This window comes from Actinocorallia aurea (assembly GCF_054783995.1).
This window is the reverse complement of record NZ_BAAGPQ010000027.1, coordinates 285,481-305,857: the sequence shown is the minus strand read 5'-3', so window position 1 is coordinate 305,857 and position 20,377 is coordinate 285,481. Positions and strand designations below refer to the sequence as shown.

20 protein-coding genes are annotated in these 20,377 nt (G+C 71.1%); 4 read left to right on the top strand and 16 right to left on the bottom strand.

Going from position 1 to position 20,377, the window contains the following annotated elements; all coding sequences use genetic code 11:
• The 3 genes from hisS to ACYVOM_RS30895 all read left to right on the top strand — a co-directional run bounded on the left by hisS (position 1) and on the right by ACYVOM_RS30895 (position 3,781).
• Positions 1–1,260: a histidine--tRNA ligase gene (gene hisS / locus ACYVOM_RS30905; protein ID WP_460307076.1), complete on the top strand. Its 1,260-nt coding sequence runs from the start codon at positions 1–3 to the stop codon at positions 1,258–1,260.
• Positions 1,257–3,014 (top strand): aspartate--tRNA ligase, encoded by a 1,758-nt coding sequence (gene aspS / locus ACYVOM_RS30900; RefSeq protein WP_460307075.1) that lies wholly within the window; start codon positions 1,257–1,259, stop codon positions 3,012–3,014. The genes hisS and aspS overlap by 4 nt, the downstream gene beginning before the upstream one ends.
• Before the next feature lie 155 nt (positions 3,015–3,169).
• Positions 3,170–3,781 carry a Uma2 family endonuclease gene (locus ACYVOM_RS30895; RefSeq protein WP_460307074.1) on the top strand — a complete coding sequence of 204 codons (612 nt, stop codon included), beginning with the start codon at positions 3,170–3,172 and terminating at the stop codon, positions 3,779–3,781.
• 286 nt (positions 3,782–4,067) lie between these two features.
• Here the strand turns inward: ACYVOM_RS30895 and ACYVOM_RS30890 are convergent, their stop codons facing one another.
• From ACYVOM_RS30890 to ACYVOM_RS30875, 4 genes are all read right to left on the bottom strand, one after another.
• Entirely contained in the window at positions 4,068–4,541 is a 474-nt protein-coding gene (locus tag ACYVOM_RS30890; RefSeq protein WP_460307073.1) for a pyridoxamine 5'-phosphate oxidase family protein, read from the bottom strand.
• A gap of 62 nt (positions 4,542–4,603) precedes the next feature.
• The gene (locus ACYVOM_RS30885) at positions 4,604–6,103 is read right to left on the bottom strand and encodes an MFS transporter (protein WP_460307072.1); all 1,500 of its coding nucleotides are present in this window, start codon (positions 6,101–6,103) and stop codon (positions 4,604–4,606) included.
• A 111-nt stretch (positions 6,104–6,214) separates the two neighbouring features.
• Positions 6,215–6,700, bottom strand: a complete 486-nt coding sequence (locus ACYVOM_RS30880; protein WP_460307071.1) for a MarR family winged helix-turn-helix transcriptional regulator — start codon at positions 6,698–6,700, stop codon at positions 6,215–6,217.
• 59 nt (positions 6,701–6,759) lie between these two features.
• Positions 6,760–6,894 (bottom strand): hypothetical protein, encoded by a 135-nt coding sequence (locus ACYVOM_RS30875; protein WP_460307070.1) that lies wholly within the window; start codon positions 6,892–6,894, stop codon positions 6,760–6,762.
• Between the two features lie 542 nt (positions 6,895–7,436).
• On the opposite strand from ACYVOM_RS30875, the gene ACYVOM_RS30870 reads away from it, so the two are divergent.
• Positions 7,437–7,640, top strand: a complete 204-nt coding sequence (locus ACYVOM_RS30870; protein WP_460307069.1) for a tetratricopeptide repeat protein — start codon at positions 7,437–7,439, stop codon at positions 7,638–7,640.
• Positions 7,641–7,814: 174 nt separating this feature from the next.
• On the opposite strand, the gene ACYVOM_RS30865 is transcribed toward ACYVOM_RS30870, so the two are convergent.
• From ACYVOM_RS30865 to pdxS, 12 genes are all read right to left on the bottom strand, one after another.
• The gene (locus ACYVOM_RS30865; protein ID WP_460307102.1) at positions 7,815–9,992 is read right to left on the bottom strand and encodes a RelA/SpoT family protein; all 2,178 of its coding nucleotides are present in this window, start codon (positions 9,990–9,992) and stop codon (positions 7,815–7,817) included.
• A gap of 362 nt (positions 9,993–10,354) precedes the next feature.
• Positions 10,355–10,882 carry an adenine phosphoribosyltransferase gene (locus ACYVOM_RS30860; protein WP_460307068.1) on the bottom strand — a complete coding sequence of 176 codons (528 nt, stop codon included), beginning with the start codon at positions 10,880–10,882 and terminating at the stop codon, positions 10,355–10,357.
• Between the two features lie 89 nt (positions 10,883–10,971).
• On the bottom strand, positions 10,972–12,099 hold the full coding sequence (secF, locus tag ACYVOM_RS30855) for a protein translocase subunit SecF (RefSeq protein WP_460307067.1): 1,128 nt from the start codon (positions 12,097–12,099) through the stop codon (positions 10,972–10,974).
• A 23-nt stretch (positions 12,100–12,122) separates the two neighbouring features.
• Positions 12,123–13,925: a protein translocase subunit SecD gene (secD, locus tag ACYVOM_RS30850; protein WP_460307066.1), complete on the bottom strand. Its 1,803-nt coding sequence runs from the start codon at positions 13,923–13,925 to the stop codon at positions 12,123–12,125.
• A gap of 75 nt (positions 13,926–14,000) precedes the next feature.
• On the bottom strand, positions 14,001–14,426 hold the full coding sequence (gene yajC / locus ACYVOM_RS30845; protein ID WP_460307065.1) for a preprotein translocase subunit YajC: 426 nt from the start codon (positions 14,424–14,426) through the stop codon (positions 14,001–14,003).
• Between the two features lie 157 nt (positions 14,427–14,583).
• Positions 14,584–15,639 (bottom strand): Holliday junction branch migration DNA helicase RuvB, encoded by a 1,056-nt coding sequence (gene ruvB / locus ACYVOM_RS30840; RefSeq protein WP_460307064.1) that lies wholly within the window; start codon positions 15,637–15,639, stop codon positions 14,584–14,586.
• The gene (gene ruvA, locus ACYVOM_RS30835) at positions 15,636–16,244 is read right to left on the bottom strand and encodes a Holliday junction branch migration protein RuvA (protein ID WP_460307063.1); all 609 of its coding nucleotides are present in this window, start codon (positions 16,242–16,244) and stop codon (positions 15,636–15,638) included. Before ruvA ends, ruvB begins: the two co-directional genes overlap by 4 nt.
• Positions 16,241–16,789 carry a crossover junction endodeoxyribonuclease RuvC gene (gene ruvC, locus ACYVOM_RS30830; RefSeq protein ID WP_460307062.1) on the bottom strand — a complete coding sequence of 183 codons (549 nt, stop codon included), beginning with the start codon at positions 16,787–16,789 and terminating at the stop codon, positions 16,241–16,243. Before ruvC ends, ruvA begins: the two co-directional genes overlap by 4 nt.
• Positions 16,790–16,991: 202 nt before the next feature.
• Positions 16,992–17,750, bottom strand: a complete 759-nt coding sequence (locus ACYVOM_RS30825; RefSeq protein WP_460307061.1) for a YebC/PmpR family DNA-binding transcriptional regulator — start codon at positions 17,748–17,750, stop codon at positions 16,992–16,994.
• Positions 17,751–17,754: 4 nt separating this feature from the next.
• Entirely contained in the window at positions 17,755–18,417 is a 663-nt protein-coding gene (pdxT, locus tag ACYVOM_RS30820) for a pyridoxal 5'-phosphate synthase glutaminase subunit PdxT (RefSeq protein WP_460307060.1), read from the bottom strand.
• Positions 18,418–18,495: 78 nt separating this feature from the next.
• On the bottom strand, positions 18,496–19,101 hold the full coding sequence (locus ACYVOM_RS30815; RefSeq protein ID WP_460307059.1) for a DUF6928 family protein: 606 nt from the start codon (positions 19,099–19,101) through the stop codon (positions 18,496–18,498).
• A 284-nt stretch (positions 19,102–19,385) separates the two neighbouring features.
• Positions 19,386–20,291, bottom strand: coding sequence for a pyridoxal 5'-phosphate synthase lyase subunit PdxS (gene pdxS, locus ACYVOM_RS30810; RefSeq protein ID WP_460307058.1), 906 nt, complete (start codon positions 20,289–20,291; stop codon positions 19,386–19,388).
• Positions 20,292–20,377 lie beyond the last annotated feature (86 nt).

Below are 20,377 nucleotides of genomic sequence, written 5' to 3'. Positions count from 1 at the left end.
ATGAGCACTTTCCAGGCCCCCAAGGGGGTCAGCGAATACGTTCCGCCGCGCTCGGCCGCGTTCCTCGCCGCCCGCGACGCGTTCGCCAGGTCCGCCGCGGGGGCCGGCTACTCCTACCTGGAGCTGCCGGTCTTCGAGGACACGCAGCTGTTCGCCCGCGGCGTCGGCGAGTCCACCGATGTCGTGACGAAGGAGATGTACACCTTCCTCGACAAGGGCGACCGCTCGATCACGCTGCGCCCGGAGATCACCGCCGGCGCGCTGCGCGCCGTCCTGGAGCACAACCTGCACCGCGGCGCGCTGCCCGTGAAGGTCTGGGCCGTCGGGCCCGTCTTCCGCTACGAGCAGCCGCAGGCCGGACGGTACCGGCAGTTCTACCAGGTCGACCTGGAGGCCCTCGGCTCCGAGGACCCCGCGATCGACGCCGAGATGATCGCGCTGGCCTGGGACTACTACCAGGGCCTCGGGCTGCGCCAGGTCGTCCTGAAGCTCAACACCCTGGGCGACGCCGAGTGCCGCCCCGCCTACCGGGCCGCCCTCCAGGCGTTCCTGCGCGGCCTCGACCTCGACGCCGACACCCGCGCCCGCGTCGAGATCAACCCGCTGCGCGTCCTGGACGACAAGCGGCCGGAGGTCAGGGCGCAGCTCGGCGCCGCCCCGCTGATCACCGACCACCTGTGCTCGGCCTGCAAGGACCACTACGACAGGGTCCGCGAACTCCTCGCCGACCTGTCGATCCCGTGGACCGACGACCCGAAGCTGGTGCGCGGCCTGGACTACTACACGCGCACCCTGTTCGAGTTCGACCACCCGATGCTCGGCTCCCAGTCCGGCATCGGCGGCGGCGGCCGCTACGACGGCCTCTCGGAGACCATCGGCGGGCCTCCGCTGCCCGGCATCGGCTTCGGCCTCGGCCTGGACCGGATCGTCCTGGCCATGGAGGCCGAGAACGTCCCTGCCGTCGAGGGCGCGTCCGTCAAGGTCTACGGGGTCGCGCTCGGCGACGTCGCAGCCCGCGAGATCTTCAAGCTGGTCACCGCGCTGCGGCGCGCGGGCGTCCCGGCCGACCAGGGGTTCGGCGGGCGCAGCATGAAGGCCGGCATGAAGGGCGCGGACCGCTCCGGCGCGCAGTGGGCGCTCATCCTCGGCGAGCGGGATCTGGCCGCCGGGACGATCCAGCTCAAGGAGCTGGCGACCGGCGAGCAGACCGAGATCCGGCTTTCCGACGTCATCGAAGTTCTCAAGGGGAAGTACGCATGATTCGCACGCACGAGGCCGGCTCGCTCCGGGTGCAGGACGCCGGCACGCAGGTCGTGCTGACCGGCTGGGTGGCGCGCCGCCGCGACCACGGAGGCGTGACCTTCATCGACCTGCGCGACGCCTCCGGCAGCGTCCAGGTCGTCTTCCGCGAGGAGGACGCCGCGCACGACCTGCGCGCGGAGTTCTGCGTCAAGGTCACCGGCGAGGTCCGGATCCGCCCCGAGGGCAACGAGAACCCCGAGATCCCCACCGGGGCCGTCGAGGTCGTCGCGGCCGAGATCGAGGTGCTGTCGGAGGCCGCGCCGCTGCCGTTCCCGATCGAGGGCGACGTCAACGTCAACGAAGAGGTCCGGCTGCGCTACCGGTACCTCGACATCCGCCGGGAGGCCACCGCCAAGGCGCTGCGCGCCCGCTCCGAGGCGACCTTCCTCATCCGCGAGGTACTGCGCGAGCGCGGGTTCGTCGACGTCGAGACGCCGACCCTGACCGCGTCGACGCCCGAGGGCGCGCGCGACTTCCTGGTGCCCGCGCGGCTCAAGCCGGGCCACTGGTACGCGCTGCCGCAGTCGCCGCAGCTGTTCAAGCAGCTCCTCATGGTCGGCGGGCTGGAGCGGTACTACCAGATCGCCCGCTGCTACCGCGACGAGGACTTCCGCGCCGACCGGCAGCCGGAGTTCACCCAGGTCGACGTCGAGATGTCGTTCGTCGACCAGGAGGACGTCATCTCCGTCGGCGAGGCGATGGTCGCGCGCGTGTGGAAGGAGCTCGCCGGCTACGACGTGCCGCTGCCGCTCCCGCGCCTGACGTACGCCGAGGCCATGGCCCGGTACGGCTCGGACAAGCCCGACGTGCGGTTCGGCCAGGAGCTGGTCGACCTCACCTCCTACTTCGAGGGCACCTCCTTCCGGGTGTTCCAGGCCGAGCACGTCGGCGCGGTCGTCATGCCGGGCGGGGCCTCGCAGACCCGCAAGGAACTGGACGCCTGGCAGGACTGGGCCAAGCAGCGCGGCGCCAAGGGCCTGGCCTACGTCCTCATCGACGCCGACGGCTCGCTGCGCGGGCCCGTCGCCAAGAACCTCTCCGAGGAGCACCTCGCGGGCCTGGCCGCGGCGACCGGCGCGCAGCCGGGCGACGCGATCTTCTTCGCCGCGGGCCGCAGGCACGCCCAGCTGGAGCTGCTGGGCGCCGCCCGCCTGGAGATCGGCCGCCGCTGCGACCTCATCGACGCCACCGCGTGGAAGTTCCTGTGGGTCGTCGACTTCCCGATGTACGAGCCCATCGAGGACGAGAACGGCGTGCAGACCGGCTGGCACGCGATGCACCACCCGTTCACCGCCCCGACGGCCGAGTACCTCGACACCTTCGACAAGGACCCCGGCACGGCCCTGTCGAACGCCTACGACCTCGTCCTCAACGGCACTGAGCTGGGCGGCGGCTCGATCCGTATCCACCGCAAGGACGTCCAGGAGCGGGCGTTCTCGGCGATCGGCCTGTCCGAGGAGACCGCGAAGTCCCAGTTCGGCTTCCTCCTGGAGGCCTTCAACTACGGCCCGCCCCCGCACGGCGGCATCGCCCTCGGGCTCGACCGCCTGATCACCCTCCTGATCGGCGCCGACACCATCCGCGACGTCATCGCCTTCCCCAAGGCCGCCTCCGGCCTCGACCCCCTCACCGGAGCCCCGACCCCCATCACCGCCCAGCAGCGCAAGGAAGCCGGCATCGACACCCCCGTCAAGCCGGCCCCTTCCGCCTGAGGATCGAACCGGAGCGAACGCTTCCCATCCGACCGACCTGCCATTACCGGGGCATTGACGACAGAGCGCAATCGCGTTGCGACTCTATGCCATGCCCCGGTAATGTCGCGGTCGAGCCGTAGGCGTGCGAGAGGGGCGTTGCTACCGTGACCATCATGGCGACCCGTCATCAGCAGGACACGCACGGCTGCGAACAGGGCCTTCGCGAGACGATCGAGACGATCGACGTCCCGGAGGGCTACAGAGCCGAGCTGATCGACGGGGAGATCATCTTGTCGCCTTCCCCCCCAAGGCTGCACCACCTCCTCATCCGCGCGATCGAGGCACAGCTCCGCTCCTTCAACGACGGCTGGGCATGCCCGACGGAGCAGACGATCGAGCATCCTCGCTTCGCCGACCTCCCCCAGCCCGACCTCACGCTGCTGCCCTTCTCCGACGACCCGGCGCAGGACGACAGCTGGTGGCCCGCGGACAAGGCGCTTCTCGTCGTCGAGGTGCTCTCCCGCTCCAACTCGGCCAATGACACCTTCGCCAAGCCGCGGCTCTACGCCCGCTTCGGCATACCGCTGTATCTGATCGTCGACCCGTTCGGGGGACAGTGCACGCTGTACACGAAACCGGTGAACGGGCTCTACGAAGACAAGAGCGCCATCCCCTTCGGCGCCCCGGTCCCCCTCCCGGCTCCGGTGGGGATGGAACTGGACACCACGGGTTTCCGCACTTTCAGCCAGACCAGGCGCAGGCCCCCCGCCGCAGATGGCGCGTGACCCCGGTCCGGCGGGAGCGGCGAACGGCACGGCCACGAACCTCGTGCATCGCCCTCGGCCTGACGATCGAGACCGGCGGCTTCCGTGCCTGCCCGCGGCCGCGGAGACCACACGCCACGCCGGAGCCGTTCGAGCCGCAGGAAACCTGATCGCGCGCGGTCCGGAGCCTCGGCTTCGCCTCCGGCGAGGCCACCGAGCAGGCCAAGATCCGCAGTGCCGAGGGCCTCTTGGGCTCCGGGACGCCGAAGGCCCTCAGCGGGGCTGAGGGCCTTCGGGGGGGCGAGGGTCAGGCGTCGAGGGCGGTGCCGGCTGTGCGGGTGAGGGTGAGGCGGATGACGACGCGGTGGTCGGCGGCCATCTGGGTGAGGAAGGCGGCCTCGTCGGCGGGGTCGGGGAAGCCGCCCGTCATGGCGAGGAGTTCGCGGCCCGTGGCGTCGCCGGGGGTCAGGCTCGGGGGCGAGACCTCGGCGGTGCCCTCGATCACGGCGTAGGTCAGGAACGAGTCGCCCTGGACGTGGAGGGTGGCGCGGGGGTCGCGGCGCAGGTGGGTGACCTTGATGCGGCCCTCCGCGGAGGAGAAGCGGACGATGCCGGTCTCGGGGTCCCGCACGTAGGCCATCGTCGCGAGGTGCGGATGGCCGTCGCGCTTGACGGTGGCCAGCACGCCGATCCCCTGGGAGTGCAGGACGCGGCCGATCTCGGCGCCGTCGAGGGGGCGGGCGCTCGGGCCCTGGCCGGGGCCGTACGCGGTGTCGCTCATGATTCTTCCTTCCGGTGGTGCGGAGTGACGGTGCCGAGGGGGTCCGGTGCGCGGTCCGGCCGTCAGGCGGAGACCGGGGCGGGCGCCTCGGTGCCGGCGGGATCGGCGTCGATGGGCTCGGTGTCGATGGGCTCGGCGTCGGCCGGTGCGGGGTCGCGCAGGACGATGAGGGAGAGGACGAAGGCCGCGGCGAGCAGGCCCGCGCTCGTGGTGAAGGCGAGGCGGTAGCCCTCGGTGAGGGCCGCGGCCTCCGTCGCGCCGCCTGCGAGCAGGTGCTCGGTGCGGGAGGCGGCGAGCGTCGAGAGGACCGCGACGCCGAAGGCCATGCCGACCTGCTGGGTGGTGTTGAACAGGCCGGACGCGAGGCCCGCGTCGTCCGCGCTCGCGCCGGACATGCCCAGGGTGGCCAGCGACGGCAGGACCAGGCCGCCGCCCGCGATGAGGACCATCACCGGCAGAAGATCCCTGGTGTAGGAGGCCTCGACGGGGACGCGGGACAGCAGCGCCATCGCCGCGATCAGCAGCACCAGGCCGCCCAGGAGGGTGGCGCGGGTTCCGAACCTGACGGCGAGGGGGGCGGAGACGAACAGGGAGACCGCACCGATCGCGACCGCGGCGGGGAGCATGGCGAGGCCGGTCTCCAGCGCGCCGTAGCCGAGGACCTTCTGCATGTAGAGGGCGACGAGGATCTGGAAGGCGAACATGCCGGACAGCGCGAGCATCTGCGCGAGGTTCGCGCCGAGCACGGCCCGTGACCTGAGGACGCGCAGCGGCATCAGGGGGTTCTTCGCGGTGGCCTGGCGGACGAAGAAGGCGGTGAGCAGGACCGCGGAGAGCGCGCCGAGGGCGAGGGTGCGGCCGGCGAGCCAGCCGTGCCGCTCGACCCCGACCACCGTGTAGATGCCGAGCATGAGGCCGGAGGTGACCAGGGCGGCGCCGAGCCCGTCGGCGCCCTTGGCCAGGCCGAGGCCGCGATCAGCCGGCAGGGACGGCAGCGCCAGCGCGATGACGGCGAGCCCGATCGGCAGGTTGATCAGGAAGATCCAGTTCCAGGCGAAGAGGTCGGTCAGCACACCGCCCAGGACCTGGCCGAGGGAGGCGCCCACCGCGCCGGTGAAGGAGAAGACCGCGATCGCCTTAGCCCGCTCCCCGGGCTCGGTGAACAGTGTGACCAGGATGCCCAGGACCACCGCCGAGGCCATCGCGCTGCCCACGCCCTGGCCGAACCTGGCGGCCAGCAGCATCTCGGGGCCGGTCGCCAGCCCGGCGACGACCGAGGCCGCGGTGAACACCGCGTTCCCGGCCAGGAACATCCTCTTGCGCCCGATGAGGTCACCCAGGCGGCCGGCCAGCAGGAGGAGGCCGCCGAACGCGATCAGGTAGGCGTTGACGGTCCAGCTCAGCCCGACCGCGGTGAACCCGAGCTCCTGCTGGAGCACGGGCAGCGCCACGGTCACGATGCTGCCGTCGAGGATCGTCATCAGCCCGGCGGCGGACAGAACGACGAGCGCGAGGTTCTTGGAGCCGAGCAAACCGGATCTCTGCGGAGCTGCGATCGACATGGGAGTCTCCTTGGGAGCGGTGCGCCCGGTGGGGAGGTCTTTCCCACCGGGCCCGACAAGAAGAACCCTAACAGATAGTTCTGTTGCAGACGATCTATTGCGGGAGCTTTCTCAGACGCCGCGCTCCCGGGCCCGCCGCGCGCCGCCCGCCTCGGGCTGCATGCCCAAGTGCCCTTCGGCGAGCCGGGCCAGAGCCCGCAGCATGACCTCGCGCTCCTCGTCCGGCAGCTCCCCCAGCGCGGCGGCGTGCACCCCGTCGACGACCTCCTGGCTGCGCCGTGCCATCTCGGCACCCTTGTCGGTCACCGCGATGATGCGCGCCCTGCGGTCCCTGCTGGACGCCCTGCGCTCGGCCAGTCCCGCCTTCTCCAGCGCGTCGACGGTGACGACCATCGTCGTCTTGTCCATGTCGCCGATCTCCGCGAGCTGGACCTGGGTCCGCTCCTCCTCCAGCGCGTGCACCAGCACGCAGTGCATCCTGGCGGTCAGCCCGATCTCTGCGAGCGCCGCTGCCATCCGGCCGCGCAGCCCATGGCTCGTGCGGTCCAGCAGGTACGAGAGGTCCGGAATGCCGCGTGCCGGCGCGAGAGAGGTCATAGGCCCAGCATACAAAACGATCCCGAGCCGGATAATCCGCAAGTCAACGTTACGCCCGCTCATGCCCGTCCCGGCGTCGCCAGAAGCAGGCGCCAGGTCGCGTCGGCGACCGTGGCGAAGGCCTCCTCGAAGCACGCGGCGAGCATGTGCCGGAGCCCCGCGGCTGCCCGGGCGCTCCCCCGCGGTCCGAACACCGCGGCCTGCCCTTCGACCGCGCCGAACAGCGTGGTGAAGGCTTCCTGGGCCCGCGCCGCCGGAGCATCGAGGGGGCAGAGCGCCGCAGCTTAGACGACAGATTTCGTTGAGATTCGCGGCATGGAACCGGAGATCTGGATCCGCGTCGCGGAGATCGCCGCGACCGAGGAGCTGGGGCCCCGCTGGGGGCGGCCTGGCGGCCGGACGCGCACCGGCTGCTGCTTCTGGCGGTCGCCGAGCGCGGGCCGGCGCTCCAGGACGCGGGGCCGGCGACGCCGAGGTGCGGGAACTCGTGCTGCGCGGCAGGGCCCGGGGCATCGCCGCCTCGCCAACGTCGTGCCCGGTGACCGCGCGCCGGCGGGGGCGCAGCCTACCGAGGCGATCGCCGCGTTCCTCAACGCCGGACCCGGCCCGGAACGCGCCGTGCCGCCGGAGGTGCGGCGGCTCGGCGAGTGCGAGTCGTTCCTCGACCAGGGCGACCCGCTCGGCGCGCTGACGCTGCTCGGCCCGCTCCTGCGCGAACACCCCGGACTACCGCGACGTGAGCCTCCTCGCCGCCCGGTGCCTGTTCGCCTCCGCCCGGCTCACCCGGGCCCGGAAGCTCCGGGAGTCCCTCGTCGCGCAGTCACCTGACGACTCCTACGCGCGGCTGCTCCTGGCCCGCACCCTCCAGCGCGCGGGCCTGCCCGCCGAGGCCGAGCCGCACCTGCGCCTCGCCGCGACCAGGACGCCTGCCTACCGCTGAGATCCGCCCGCCGGGGCCCTTCCGCGCCAGCCGGCTCGGACACCGCAGGCCCCGTACCACCGCCGGCCGCGCCTTCTGGACACGCCCCTGCGATCGTGACTCGCCCGTGCATTCGAACCGTTGATGACGCCGGTGGCGGCCGTTCGGGGCCGTTGGCCGGGGGCGGCGGTGGGGTCAGTTCATGCCGTTGTTGACGCGGTAGACGTCGTAGACGCCGTCTATGGAGCGGACGGACTTCAGGACGTGGCCCAGGTGCTTGGGGTCGCCCATCTCGAAGGTGAAGCGGCTGGTGGCGACCCTGTCGCGGGTGGTGGCGACGGTCGCGGACAGGATGTTGACGTGGTGGTCGGACAGGACGCGGGTGACGTCCGACAGCAGCCGCGGCCGGTCCAGGGCCTCGACCTGGATCGCGACGAGGAAGACCGAGTCCTCCCGCGGCGACCAGGCCACGTCGATGAGGCGGCCCGGCTCGTTCCTGAGCTGCTCGATGTTGACGCAGTTGGTCCGGTGCACCGACACGCCGCTACCGCGGGTGACGAAGCCGACGATGTCGTCGCCCGGCACCGGGGTGCAGCAGCGCGAGAGCCGTACCCACACGTCCGGGTCGCCCGCCACGACCACGCCGGGGTCGCCCGCGGGGCCCGCCCGCCGGGCCCTGCGGCGCGACGGGATCGCGAGCTCCGCGATGTCCTCTTCGGCGCTCTCCACGCCGCCGAGGGCCTGCACCAGCTTCTGCACCACCGACTGCGCGGCGATGTGGCCCTCGCCGACCGCGGCGTACAGCGACGAGACGTCCGGGTAGCGCAGGTCGCGGGCCAGCGCGAGCAGCGCCTCGCCCGACATCATCCGCTGGAGCGGCAGGTTCTGCTTGCGCATCGCCCGCGCGATCGAGTCCTTGCCGGATTCGATCGCGGTGTCCCGGCGCTCCTTGGAGAACCAGTGCCGGATCTTGTTGCGGGCGCGCGCGGACTTGACGAAGCCGAGCCAGTCGCGCGAGGGCCCCGCGTCCAGCGCCTTGGAGGTGAAGATCTCGACCGAGTCACCGTTGTCGAGGGACGACTCCAGCGGTACGAGCCGCCCGTTGACCCGGGCGCCGATGGTGCGGTGCCCGACCTCGGTGTGCACCGCGTACGCGAAGTCGACGGGCGTGGCCCCCTGGGGCAGCGCGATGACGTCGCCCTTGGGGGTGAAGACGAAGACCTCCGAGACCGAGAGGTCGAAGCGCAGCGACTCCAGGAACTCCGACGGGTCGGCGGTCTCCTTCTGCCAGTCCAGGAGCTGGCGCAGCCACTGCATGTCGGCGGCCTTGCGCCCGCCGACGGTCTCCTCCTTGTACTTCCAGTGCGCGGCGACGCCGTACTCGGCCCGCCGGTGCATCCCCCACGTGCGGATCTGGAGCTCGACGGGCTTGCCCTCGGGTCCGATCACCGTGGTGTGCAGCGACTGGTACATGTTGAACTTCGGCATCGCGATGTAGTCCTTGAACCGGCCGGGGACCGGGTTCCACCGCGCGTGGATCGAGCCGAGCGCCGCGTAGCAGTCGCGGACGGAGTCCACCAGGACGCGGATGCCGACGAGGTCGTAGATGTCCTCGAACGAGCAGTCGCGGGCGATCATCTTCTGGTAGATCGAGTAGTAGTGCTTGGGCCGTCCGGTGACGGTGCCCTTGATGCGGGCCTCGCGCAGGTCGGTCGAGACGTTCTCGATCACTTCCTGCAGGAACACGTCGCGCCGGGGGGCCCGCTCGGAGACCAGCCGGGCGATCTCGTCGAACCGCTTGGGGTAGAGGGTGGCGAACGCCAGGTCCTCCAGCTCCCACTTGAGCGTGTTCATGCCGAGGCGGTGCGCCAGCGGGGCGAAGATCTCCAGCGTCTCGCGGGCCTTCTTCTCCTGCTTGTGCCGGGGCATGTAGCGCAGGGTCCGCATGTTGTGCAGCCGGTCGGCCAGCTTGATCACCAGCACGCGGATGTCGCGGGCCATCGCCACGACCATCTTGCGGACGGTCTCGGCCTCGGCCGCGTCGCCGTACTTGACCTTGTCGAGCTTGGTGACGCCGTCGACGAGCGCGGCGATCTCGTCGCCGAAGTCGGCGCGCAGCTCCTCCAGCGTGTAGGAGGTGTCCTCGACGGTGTCGTGGAGCAGGGCGGCGCAGAGCGTCTCGGTGGACATGCCGAGTTCGGCGAGGATCGTCGTCACCGCGAGCGGGTGGGTGATGTACGGGTCGCCGCTCTTGCGCTTCTGGTCGCGGTGGTAGTGCGCCGCGACGTCGTAGGCCCGCTCGATCAGCCGCACGTCCGCCTTCGGGTGCGTGTTGCGGACCGTCTTGATCAGAGGTTCGAGGACTGGGTTCATGGTGGGACCGCGCTGGGCGCCCAGCCTGGCCAGCCGCCGGCGCACACGTGCCGCGGAAGGTGGGATCGAGGACGGCGCCGCCCCCGAGGCCGCCGGGCGCGGTGCGCCCGGCGAGGACTCGCTGTGGTCCTCGGCGGGTGAGGTCTCGGCGGGGGCGGGCGCGACGGGGCTCGTCTCGGGCGCGGTGTCCACGCCCGCACGGGACTCCGGCGCGGACGCACCCGTGCTCTTCGCAGCAGCCGTCTCAGCGGGCACCCAGCCTCCTCGTCTCCCGGAACGATTCCCTGGTAAAGGCCCAGTCTATAGCCCTGCCCAGGGTGCCGACCCGGATACCCCTCATCAGGGCTGCCCGAAACTCCAGGTCAGACCGTCAGCAGCGTGCGGATGGGAAGATCGGTCAGCCGCTCGCGTCCGTCGAGGAAGGCGAGTTCCATCAGGACGCTCAGCGCGGCGGCCTCGGCGCCGGACTTGCGGATCAGCGACGCGGCCGCCTCGGCGGTGCCGCCGGTGGCCAGGACGTCGTCGACGATCAGCACGCGGTCCCCGGGGCGCAGAGCGTCCCGGTGGATCTCGATCGTCGCGGTGCCGTATTCCAGATCATAGGTCTCGGCGTAGGTCTCCGACGGGAGCTTGCCGGATTTGCGCACCGGGACCACGCCGACGCCCAGCGCCAGGGCGACGGGCGCGGCGAGGAGGAAGCCGCGTGCTTCGAGCCCGACGACCTTGGTGACGTCGCCCGCGGTCTCGGCCATGGCGTTCACCACTGCCTGGAACGCGGCGGCGTCGTCCAACAGCGGGGTGATGTCCTTGAACAGCACCCCGGGCTTGGGGTAGTCGGGGACGTCCCGGATCAGACCGAGGATCGACTCCTGCAGGGACTGCGACGCCATGGGCTTCCTTCCTGGCAAAGAGATGTGCATGACCGGGCCTGCTCACCGGGCCCGGTCATGCACATCGAGGATGCGTCACCGCGGGTGGATCAGGGGCGGCGGGTGCTCCGCGTGCCCTTGCGGGGCTGGTTGCGCGGGCCCGTCTGGACTACCTTGACGACGGCCTGGTGGGCTTCGGCCACCGCGTCGGCGTCCGGCTCTCCTTCGAGGTCGGCGTCTGCGTCTTCGCCTGCGTCTTCGTCGTCCTCACCCGCGGCGGACTTGGCCGCGCGGGCCTGCCGTTTGGGGCTGGCCGCGCGCCGCGCGATGTTCTCGCGCAGCTTGGCGTACATCGGCTCGCGCTCCTTGAGCTGGACGAGCAGCGGCGTCGCCACGCAGATCGACGAGTAGGTACCGACGATCATGCCGACGAACAGGGCGAGGGACAGGTCCTTCAGGGTGCCCGCGCCCAGCACCGTGGTGCCGATGAAGAGGATCGCCGCGACCGGCAGGATCGCCACCAGCGAGGTGTTGAGCGAGCGGACCAGAGTGCTGCTGAGCGCCTGGTTCGCGGCCTCGCTGTAGCTGATCTTGCTGTTCTCGTTGAGCGGTTTGGTGACTTCCTTGATCATGTCGAACACGACCACGGCGTCGTAGAGCGAGTAGCCGAGGATCGTCAGGAAGCCCAGCAGCGTCGCCGGGGTCACCTCGAATCCGGACCAGGCGTAGAAGCCTGCGGTGATGATCAGGTCGTGGAAGAGCGCGACGACCGCCGCCAGCGCCATCCGCCACTCGAACGCCACCGACATGTAGACGATGATCAGGATCATGAAGACGACGAGGGCCTGCCAGGCCTTCTTCGTCACGTCGCCGCCCCAGGTCGAGCCGACGTTCTCGGCGTTGACCTGGGTCCGCTCGACGTCGAGGTCCGCGGAGACCTTGGCCTGGACCGCGGCGGTCTCGGCCGGGGTCAGCGGGTGCGTGGTGACCCGCCAGTTGCCGCCCGCCTCCTGGACGATCGGCGTGCCGCCCGCCTCGGCCGCGACGGACTCGCGCACTTGGCTGATCGACGCCTTCGAGGCGCCCTCGATGGTGAACACCGAGCCGCCGGTGAACTCCACGCCCGGGTGCAGGCCCCGGATGAGCAGGCCGGCCAGCGAGAAGAGGATCAGGACGCCGGAGATGGTGTACCAGAGCTTCGGCCTGCCGACGATGTTGGTCGCCAGCTCACCGTGCAAGAACCGCTGAATGACACCCGACATCATGCCTCCAGGCGCTTGCCCGCACGGAATGCGGTGGGAGTGGGCTTGTGCAGCTCGCTGGTGTCGAGCCCGGACCACTTGTGGCCCTTGGAGAAGAACGGCAGGCGGGCCAGCAGCGCGACCATCGGCTTGGTGAAGAAGAACACCACGATGAGGTCGATGAGCGTGGTCAGGGCCATCGCGAACGCGAAGCCCCGGACACCGCCGACGGCCAGGAAGTACAGCACCACACCGGCGAGCATGGTCACCATGTCGGCGACGAGGATCGTGCGGCGGGCCCGCTTCCAGGCCGCTTCGACCGACGACCGCAGCGGCCTGCCCAGGCGCAGTTCGTCGCGGAGCCGTTCGAAGTAGACGATGAACGAGTCGGCGGTGATGCCGATCGAGACGATCAGGCCGATGATGTGCGGCAGCGACACCCTGAACCCGGCGTTCTCCCCGAGGATGACGACCAGGACGTAGGTGACGCCGGTCGCGATCACGAGGCTCGCCATCGCGACGAGGCCGAGCGCGCGGTAGTACCAGAGGCAGTAGAGCAGGACCAGGCCGAGGCCGATCGCGCCGGCGATGAGGCCGCCGTGCAACTGGTCGGCGCCCAGCGACGAGGAGATCTGGCTGACCGTCTGCTTGTCCTGCGGGAACTGGAGCGGCAGCGCGCCGTACTTCAGCACCTCGGTGAGGTTCTCGGCGTAGGCCTGGGTGAAGTCGGAGCCGCCGGAGATGCTGGCGGTGCCGCCCAGGATGGCGCCGTTGGAGATCTGCGGGGCCGAGACGACCCTGCCGTCCAGCACGATCGCGATCTGGGCCTCGGGCGAGGTGGGGCTGGCGACGTAGGCCTCGTTGGCCTTCTTGGTCAGCTCCCCGAACGCCGTCGTGCCGGCCTTCTTGAAGTTGATCACGACTTCCCAGCCGGTCTGACCGGACTGGGCGTTGGGCGCGGAGACGTTCGCCTCGTCCACCTCGGTGCCGGGCACGGCGACCGGGCCGAGGATGTACTTGTAGGTGCCGTCTTCCTCGCAGGACACGACGTACTGCGCGGTGGCGTTGTCGGAGCCCTCGACCTTGGGGCCGTCGGGCGTGCAGACCGTCGCCTTGTACTGCGCGATGACCTTGTCGTCCTTGACGGCGGAGAAGTCCTCACCGCTGTCGACGGGGGTCGCGGTCGCCGACGGGGTGGGCGCGGCGGCGCCCGTCGGGCTCGCCGAACCCGTGGGGGTGGCCGAGCCGGACGGGGTGGGCGTGGCGGTCGGAGCGGCGGCCAGTCCGCTGGACAGGGCCCGGTTCTTCTCGGACGGGGTCGCGCTGGGCTTGGCCGACGAGGTGGGAGTCGCGGAGCCGGTGGGCTCCGGGGACGCGGAACCGGTGGGCTCGGCGGTGGGCTCCGTCGTCGTCGGCTGCACCAGGTCGCTGGAGCCGACGCCGGCCACGAGGACCTGGCGGAACTGGAGCTGGGCGGTGGTCCCGACCAGCTCGATGATCCTCTGCTGGTCGTCGCGGTCACCCGGGACGGACACGACGATGACGTTGTCGCCCTGCTTGGACACTTCGGCGTCGGTCAGGCCGGAACCGTTGACACGGTCGCGGATGATCTTGATCGCCTGGTCCATCTGGACCGCGGGAGCGGCTTTGCCGTCCTCGGTCTGGGCCGTCATGGTGATGGTCGTGCCGCCGGCCAGGTCGAGACCCAGCTTGGGGACCGGTGACCCCTGGAGGAACATCACGCCGGCGAGCACCGCGAAGATCGCGAAGAACGCGACGAGGGTGCGCACCGGGTTCGGGATGCTGCGGTTGTTGGACGCCACTATTGGTCGATTCTTCCTAGGTGATCCCTCGACGGTCCGTCAGGGCCGCCGCCACGGATGAGACGGACGGGGGGATCAGGCCTTGTCGGAGGTCTGGGACTTCGCGGGCTCGTCGGCCTCGCCCTTGGTCAGCTCGACGCCCTCGGCGGGCCTGTCGGCCTCGACGGCATCGGCGTCGGTGTCGACGGCCTCGTCGGACTCCTCGACGTACTCGACCTCTTCGACCACGCGCATCACGGCCTGGGCCATGATCCGGACCTCGACGCCCTCGGCGATCTCCAGGAGGATGTCGCCCTCGTCGGTGTCCAGCACGGTGCCGTAGATCCCCGAGGACGTGACGACCCGCGCGCCCGGGTTCAGGGCGGACTGCATCTTCGTCTGCTCCTGCTGCCGCTTCTTCTGCGGGCGGATCAGGAAGAAGTAGAAGGCCACCGCGATGAGGGCCAGCCAGATGAACATGGACAGCGGGTTGCCCTGCTCAGACGCTGCGAGAATCGACATGTCGTCCTGTTTTCCGATCTAGGTGATAGGGGCCGGTCGCCGGGATGTCCGATGATCCGTTTCCGGGGTGGTCCCGGAGTCTAGACATCCAGGCGCAGCACCGGCAAAGACGTGACGACCCAGCCCGTCGCGAAGTTCCCGGTCCCCGCCGGTCAGGCTAGTCGCCTTCTTCCCCCACGTCGAACAAGGCTGGCGCGGAAGGGCCGGGTACCGGTGGCGGCGTGAGCCCCAGATGGGTCCAGGCCGCCGGAGTCGCCACCCGTCCGCGTGGCGTCCGGGCGAGCAGCCCCTGACGAACGAGGAAAGGTTCGGCGACGACTTCGACCGTCTCCGGCTCCTCCCCCACGCTCACCGCCAGGGTGGACAGCCCGACGGGGCCGCCTCCGAACTTGGTGAGCAGGGCCCGCAGGACGGCCCGGTCGAGCCGGTCGAGGCCCTGGGCGTCCACCTCGTAGAGGTCGAGGGCGGCGTGGGCGAGATCGCGGGTGACGAAGCCGTCGGCGCGGACCTCGGCGTAGTCGCGGACGCGGCGCAGCAGGCGGTTGGCGATGCGGGGGGTGCCGCGGGAGCGGAAGGCGACCTCGGCGGCGGCCTCGTCGTCGATCCGGACGCCCAGCAGGCCCGCGGACCGCCCGACGATCACTTCGAGCTCGGCCGGGTCGTAGAAGTCCATGTGGGCGACGAATCCGAAGCGGTCGCGCAGCGGGCCGGGCAGCATGCCGGCCCGGGTGGTGGCGCCCACGAGGGTGAAGGGGGCGATGTCCAGGGGGATGGCGGTGGCCCCCGGCCCCTTGCCGACGACGACGTCGACGCGGAAGTCCTCCATCGCGAGGTACAGCATCTCCTCGGCGGGGCGGGCCATCCGGTGGATCTCGTCGAGGAACAGGACCTCGCCCTCGGAGAGGGTGGACAGGATCGCCGCGAGGTCGCCCGCCCGCTCGATCGCGGGGCCCGAGGTGATCCGCAGGGGGCTGCCCAGCTCGGCGGCGATGATCATGGCCAGGGTGGTCTTGCCGAGGCCGGGTCCGCCGGACAGCAGCACGTGGTCGGGGGTCCGGCCGCGCCGCAGGGCGCTGTGCAGGACCAGGGAGAGCTGCTCGCGGACGCGCTGCTGGCCGATGAAGTCGTCGAGCTTCTTGGGGCGCAGCGCGGCGTCGATGGCGCGGTCCTCGACGGTCTGCTCGCCGCCGACGAGGCGCTCGTCGCCGTTCACGGGCGGCTCAGCTTGCGCAGGGCCGCCTTGAGCAGCTCGGGAATCGGCGGGACCTGCTCGCCGTCGAGTTCGGCGGCGACGGCCTCGACCGCGGCCTCGGCGTCGCGCGGGCCCCAGCCGAGGCTCTGCAGGCCTGCCGCAACCTGGTCGCGCCACGGCTGGACGCGCTGGGCCGGGACGGGGAGGCCCGCGGCGCCGCCGACGGGGGCGCCGAGCTTGTCCTTCAGCTCCAGGATGATCTTCTGGGCGCCCTTGGGGCCGATGCCGCTCACCCGGGTGAGGGCGCGGGCGTCCCCGGTGGCGACGGCGCGGCGGATCTCGTCGGGGCTGAGCGTGCCGACCATGGCCAGGGCGACCTTGGGGCCGACGCCGCTGGCGGTCTGGACGAGTTCGAAGACCCGCTTCTCGTCGTCGGTGGCGAAGCCGTAGAGGGTGAGGGAGTCCTCGCGGACGATGAGGGCCGCGGCCAGGCGGGCCTCCTCGCCGGGCACCAGGGCCGCGGCCGTCGCCGGGGCGCACAGCAGCGCCAGCCCGATGCCGCCGACCTCCACCACGGCGCCGTCGGGGCCGGTGGAGTCCACCCGCCCGCGCACGTATGCGATCACCGTCTGCCTCCCCGCGCGTTTCCTGTGGCCCGTGCCCTCGCCGCCTGGTGGGCCGCGGCCAGCCTCGCCTGTGCTCCCCCGCGCCACACGTGGCAGATCGCCAGGGCGAGCGCGTCGGCGGCGTCGGCGGGCTTGGGGGCGGTGGTCAGGCGCAGCAGCCGGGTGACCATGAGGGTCACCTGGGCCTTGTCCGCGCGCCCGCTGCCGGTGATCGCCGCCTTGGCCTCGCTGGGCGTGTGCAGCCCGACGGGCAGGCCGCGCCGCGCCGCGCACAGCATCGCCACCCCGGCCGCCTGGGCGGTGCCGATCACGGTCGAGACGTTGTGCTGGGCGAAGACCCGCTCGACGGCGACGGCCTCAGGCCGGAACTCCTCCAGCACCTGCTCGATCCCCTGCTCGACCCGCAGCAGCCGCTCGGCCTGGGGCAGGTCGGCGTCGGTGCGGACCACGCCCACGTGCACCAGGGTGAGCGGAGCGCCGGGCGTCCCTTCGACGACCCCGACTCCGCACCGGGTCAGGCCCGGGTCCACCCCGAGTACGCGCACCGCTGGAACCTCCGCGCTCACCTGCGAACACCAGTTCGGGCGAACCGGCCCGGCCAACATATCGCGGATGTTCCTCGGAGCGCCGCCAGGCGCGGCGCCTGCGTGATCGGGCGCCCCTGGGCCGCCCGGAGGCCCCCGGGGCCGGAGGGCGGTCCAGGGATCTCAAGCGCCCGATCACCGCCGCGCCGGAGGCGCGGCCGAACTACTCGTCCTCTTCCAGCTCGGCCATGACAGCGTCGGGGACGTCCATGTTGGCCCAGACGTTCTGGACGTCGTCGCTGTCCTCAAGGGCATCGAGGAGCTTGAAGACCTTGCGGGCACCGTCGGCGTCGAGGGGGACCTGCATCGTCGGCAGGAAGCTGGACTCGGCCGACTCGTAGTCGATGCCGGCCTCCTGGATGGCCTTGCGGACGCCGAGCAGGTCGCCCGCCTCAGAGACGACCTCGTAGTTCTCGCCGAGGTCGTTGATCTCCTCGGCGCCGGCGTCGAGGGCGGCCATCATGACGTCGTCCTCGGTGGTCCCGCTCTTGGGGACGACCACGACGCCCTTGCGGTGGAACATGTACGACACCGAGCCGGGGTCGGCCAGGGAGCCGCCGTTGCGGGTCAGCGCGACCCGGACCTCGGAGGCCGCGCGGTTGCGGTTGTCGGTGAGGCACTCGATGAGGACCGCGACGCCGCCGGGCGCGTAGCCCTCGTACATGATCGTCTGCCAGTCGGCGCCGCCGGCCTCGAGGCCGCCGCCGCGCTTGCGGGCGCGCTCGATGTTGTCGTTCGGCACCGAGTTCTTCTTGGCCTTGTAGATGGCGTCGAAGAGGGTCGGGTTGGAGTCGGCGTCGGGGCCGCCGGTGCGGGCCGCGACCTCGATGTTCTTGATGAGCTTCGCGAAGAGCTTGCCCCGCTTGGAGTCCAGGGCGGCCTTCTTGTGCTTGGTCGTCGCCCATTTGGAGTGGCCGGACATGCTCTTACTCCTCGTTCTTCGACTGAAGCACCAGCTCGGTGAAGTAGCGGTGCACGATGGGGTCCCGGGCGAGCTCGGGGTGGTAGGCGGTGGCCATCAGACTGCCCTGCCGAACCGCGACGATCCTATGGTCTGGACCCTCCTGCCGCGATTCCGAGCCTTCTTGGGCCTCCTGTTGAGCCTCCTGACGGGATCCCGCGGGGATCTCGACCCTGCCGAGCACCTCCACGCCGGCCCCGACGGACTCCACCCAGGGCGCCCGGATGAACACCGCGTCCAGGGGGCTGCCGTCGAACTCGATCGTAGACTCGTAGGAGTCGACCTGGCGACCGAAGGCGTTGCGGCGCACCGTCATGTCGATGCCGCCGATCGTCTCCTGGCCCGCTGCGCCGTCGACGATGCGGTCGGCGAGCATGATCATTCCCGCGCAGGAGCCGTAGGCGGGCAGGCCCGCCTCGATCCGCTTGCGCAGCGGTTCCAGCAGGTCGAACGCGCGCATGAGCTTCCACATCGCGGTGGACTCGCCGCCGGGGATGACGAGGCCGTCGACGCGCTCCAGCTCCTCGGCGCGGCGGACGCCAACCGCGGTCGCGCCGCACAGCTCCAGGGCTCGGGCGTGCTCGCGGACGTCGCCTTGGAGGGCGAGCACACCGATGACAACAGACAAAACCGGACCTTTCAGGGAGGACTTCAGTGTAGAACGCGCGGACCGGCCGGTGATCTTCCCGCGTTCAGGAAAGCGGCCTCAGGCGAGGCGGAAACGGCGCAGCGGCAGTTCCAGCGGCAGGAAGCCGTCGGCGTCGCGCCCGGCCAGCTCCCTGCCGAACAGACAGGCGCGGGCCAGCTCCAGGCCGAAGTCCTCGGGTGCGAACGGCAGCGGCACGTCGGGGGCGCCGCCGTCGATGGCCTTCCAGAAGGGGGCTTCGGCGTCCAGCCGCGCGCCCTGGTCGACCACCACTCCGTCGTCGGCGGTGACGTAGATGTCGCGGACGAGCGCGCCGCCGGTGTACCAGCGGAACCAGCAGGCCCGGACCCGCTCGTGCAGGACCAGGACGCCGCAGTCGGCGCCGGGCAGCTCGGTGGCGATGGTGTCGGCGACGCGCCGGGCGTCGTCGTCGAGCTGGAACAGGCGGCGGTCGCAGACCGCGAGGCCGCCCGGGTAGGCGCCGATGAACACCTCGTCCTCATACGGCCACAGCGCGAAGTCCAGGACCGTCTCGCCGGTCGCCTCGACCGAGGCCGCCGGGTAGAGCCGCCGAGCCAGGTCGAACGCCGCGCCCGCGTCGGGCTCCAGGCCCGGACGGAACACCCTGCCGGGATCGCCCCCGCTGCTCGCGCACGCCAGTGCCACCGACCAACCCACGCCAGCGCCCCCCTCCCGGAACCCCGCCGACCCGGGGCCGACCGAGAGTCAAGGCTAACGCGTTTCTGGCTCTGTTTTCCGCCCGCCCTCCGGCCCTGGGGGGCCTACGGGCGGGCTGTGATCGGGCTCTTGCGAGCCTGGGGCTGCCCCAGGGAGCCCGATCACGTGGCGCCCCGCGCCTGGCGGCGCTCCGTGGAAGGGCCGCCGAGCGCTGGGCGCCGTCGGTGCTTCGTGGGAGGGCGGCGCCGGCTGGGCCTGCGGGTGCGCGGGTGCTACCAGCCGCGGCCGGCGAACTTGTCGGCCTCGTTCATGGTGCCGACGTTGATGCCGACCATGGCCTCGCCCAGGCCGCGGGAGACCTTGGCGATGACGTCCGGGTCGTCGTAGAACGTGGTGGCCTTGACGATCGCCTCGGCGCGCTTGACGGGGTCGCCGGACTTGAAGATGCCGGAGCCGACGAAGACGCCCTCGGCGCCGAGCTGCATCATCATGGCCGCGTCGGCCGGGGTGGCGATGCCGCCCGCGGTGAACAGCACGACGGGCAGCTTGCCGTTCTTGGCGACCTCCTTGACCAGCTCGTACGGGGCCTGGAGCTCCTTGGCCGCGACGTACAGCTCGTCCTCGGGCAGTGAGGACAGGCGGCGGATCTGGTCGCGCAGCTCGCGCATGTGGGTGGTGGCGTTGGAGACGTCTCCGGTGCCGGCCTCGCCCTTGGAGCGGATCATCGCCGCGCCCTCGGTGATGCGCCGCAGCGCCTCGCCGAGGTTGGTGGCGCCGCACACGAAGGGGACGGTGAACGCCCACTTGTCGATGTGGTTGGTGTAGTCGGCGGGGGTGAGGACCTCGGACTCGTCGATGTAGTCGACACCGAGCGCCTGGAGGACCTGGGCCTCGACGAAGTGGCCGATACGGGCCTTGGCCATGACCGGGATGGACACGGCGCTGATGATGCCGTCGATCATGTCGGGGTCGCTCATGCGCGACACGCCGCCTTCGGCGCGGATGTCGGCGGGGACGCGCTCCAGGGCCATGACCGCGACCGCCCCGGCGTCCTCGGCGATCTTGGCCTGGTCCGGCGTGACCACATCCATGATCACACCGCCCTTGAGCATCTCCGCCATGCCGCGCTTGACGCGGGCGGTACCGACGGCGGTGTTCTCCGCGGGAACAGTAGTCACGGGATGTCTTCCTCACAGACGACGACAAAACAGTCGTCTTCCATGATATTGCCTGATCACGGACGTCCCGGACTCGGCATGGTGTC

What these genes read in the sequence shown, in the direction of transcription:
- aspS (WP_460307075.1), top strand. Translation starts at nt 1,257, where the DNA reads ATGATTCGCACGCACGAGGCCGGCTCGCTCCGGGTGCAGGACGCCGGC.
- ACYVOM_RS30865 (WP_460307102.1), bottom strand. Translation starts at nt 9,992, where the DNA reads ATGAACCCAGTCCTCGAACCTCTGATCAAGACGGTCCGCAACACGCAC.
- yajC (WP_460307065.1), bottom strand. Translation starts at nt 14,426, where the DNA reads ATGTCGATTCTCGCAGCGTCTGAGCAGGGCAACCCGCTGTCCATGTTC.
- ACYVOM_RS30880 (WP_460307071.1), bottom strand. Translation starts at nt 6,700, where the DNA reads ATGACCTCTCTCGCGCCGGCACGCGGCATTCCGGACCTCTCGTACCTG.
- ACYVOM_RS30885 (WP_460307072.1), bottom strand. Translation starts at nt 6,103, where the DNA reads ATGTCGATCGCAGCTCCGCAGAGATCCGGTTTGCTCGGCTCCAAGAAC.
- ACYVOM_RS30825 (WP_460307061.1), bottom strand. Translation starts at nt 17,750, where the DNA reads ATGTCCGGCCACTCCAAATGGGCGACGACCAAGCACAAGAAGGCCGCC.
- ACYVOM_RS30895 (WP_460307074.1), top strand. Translation starts at nt 3,170, where the DNA reads ATGGCGACCCGTCATCAGCAGGACACGCACGGCTGCGAACAGGGCCTT.
- ACYVOM_RS30860 (WP_460307068.1), bottom strand. Translation starts at nt 10,882, where the DNA reads ATGGCGTCGCAGTCCCTGCAGGAGTCGATCCTCGGTCTGATCCGGGAC.
- hisS (WP_460307076.1), top strand. Translation starts at nt 1, where the DNA reads ATGAGCACTTTCCAGGCCCCCAAGGGGGTCAGCGAATACGTTCCGCCG.
- ACYVOM_RS30890 (WP_460307073.1), bottom strand. Translation starts at nt 4,541, where the DNA reads ATGAGCGACACCGCGTACGGCCCCGGCCAGGGCCCGAGCGCCCGCCCC.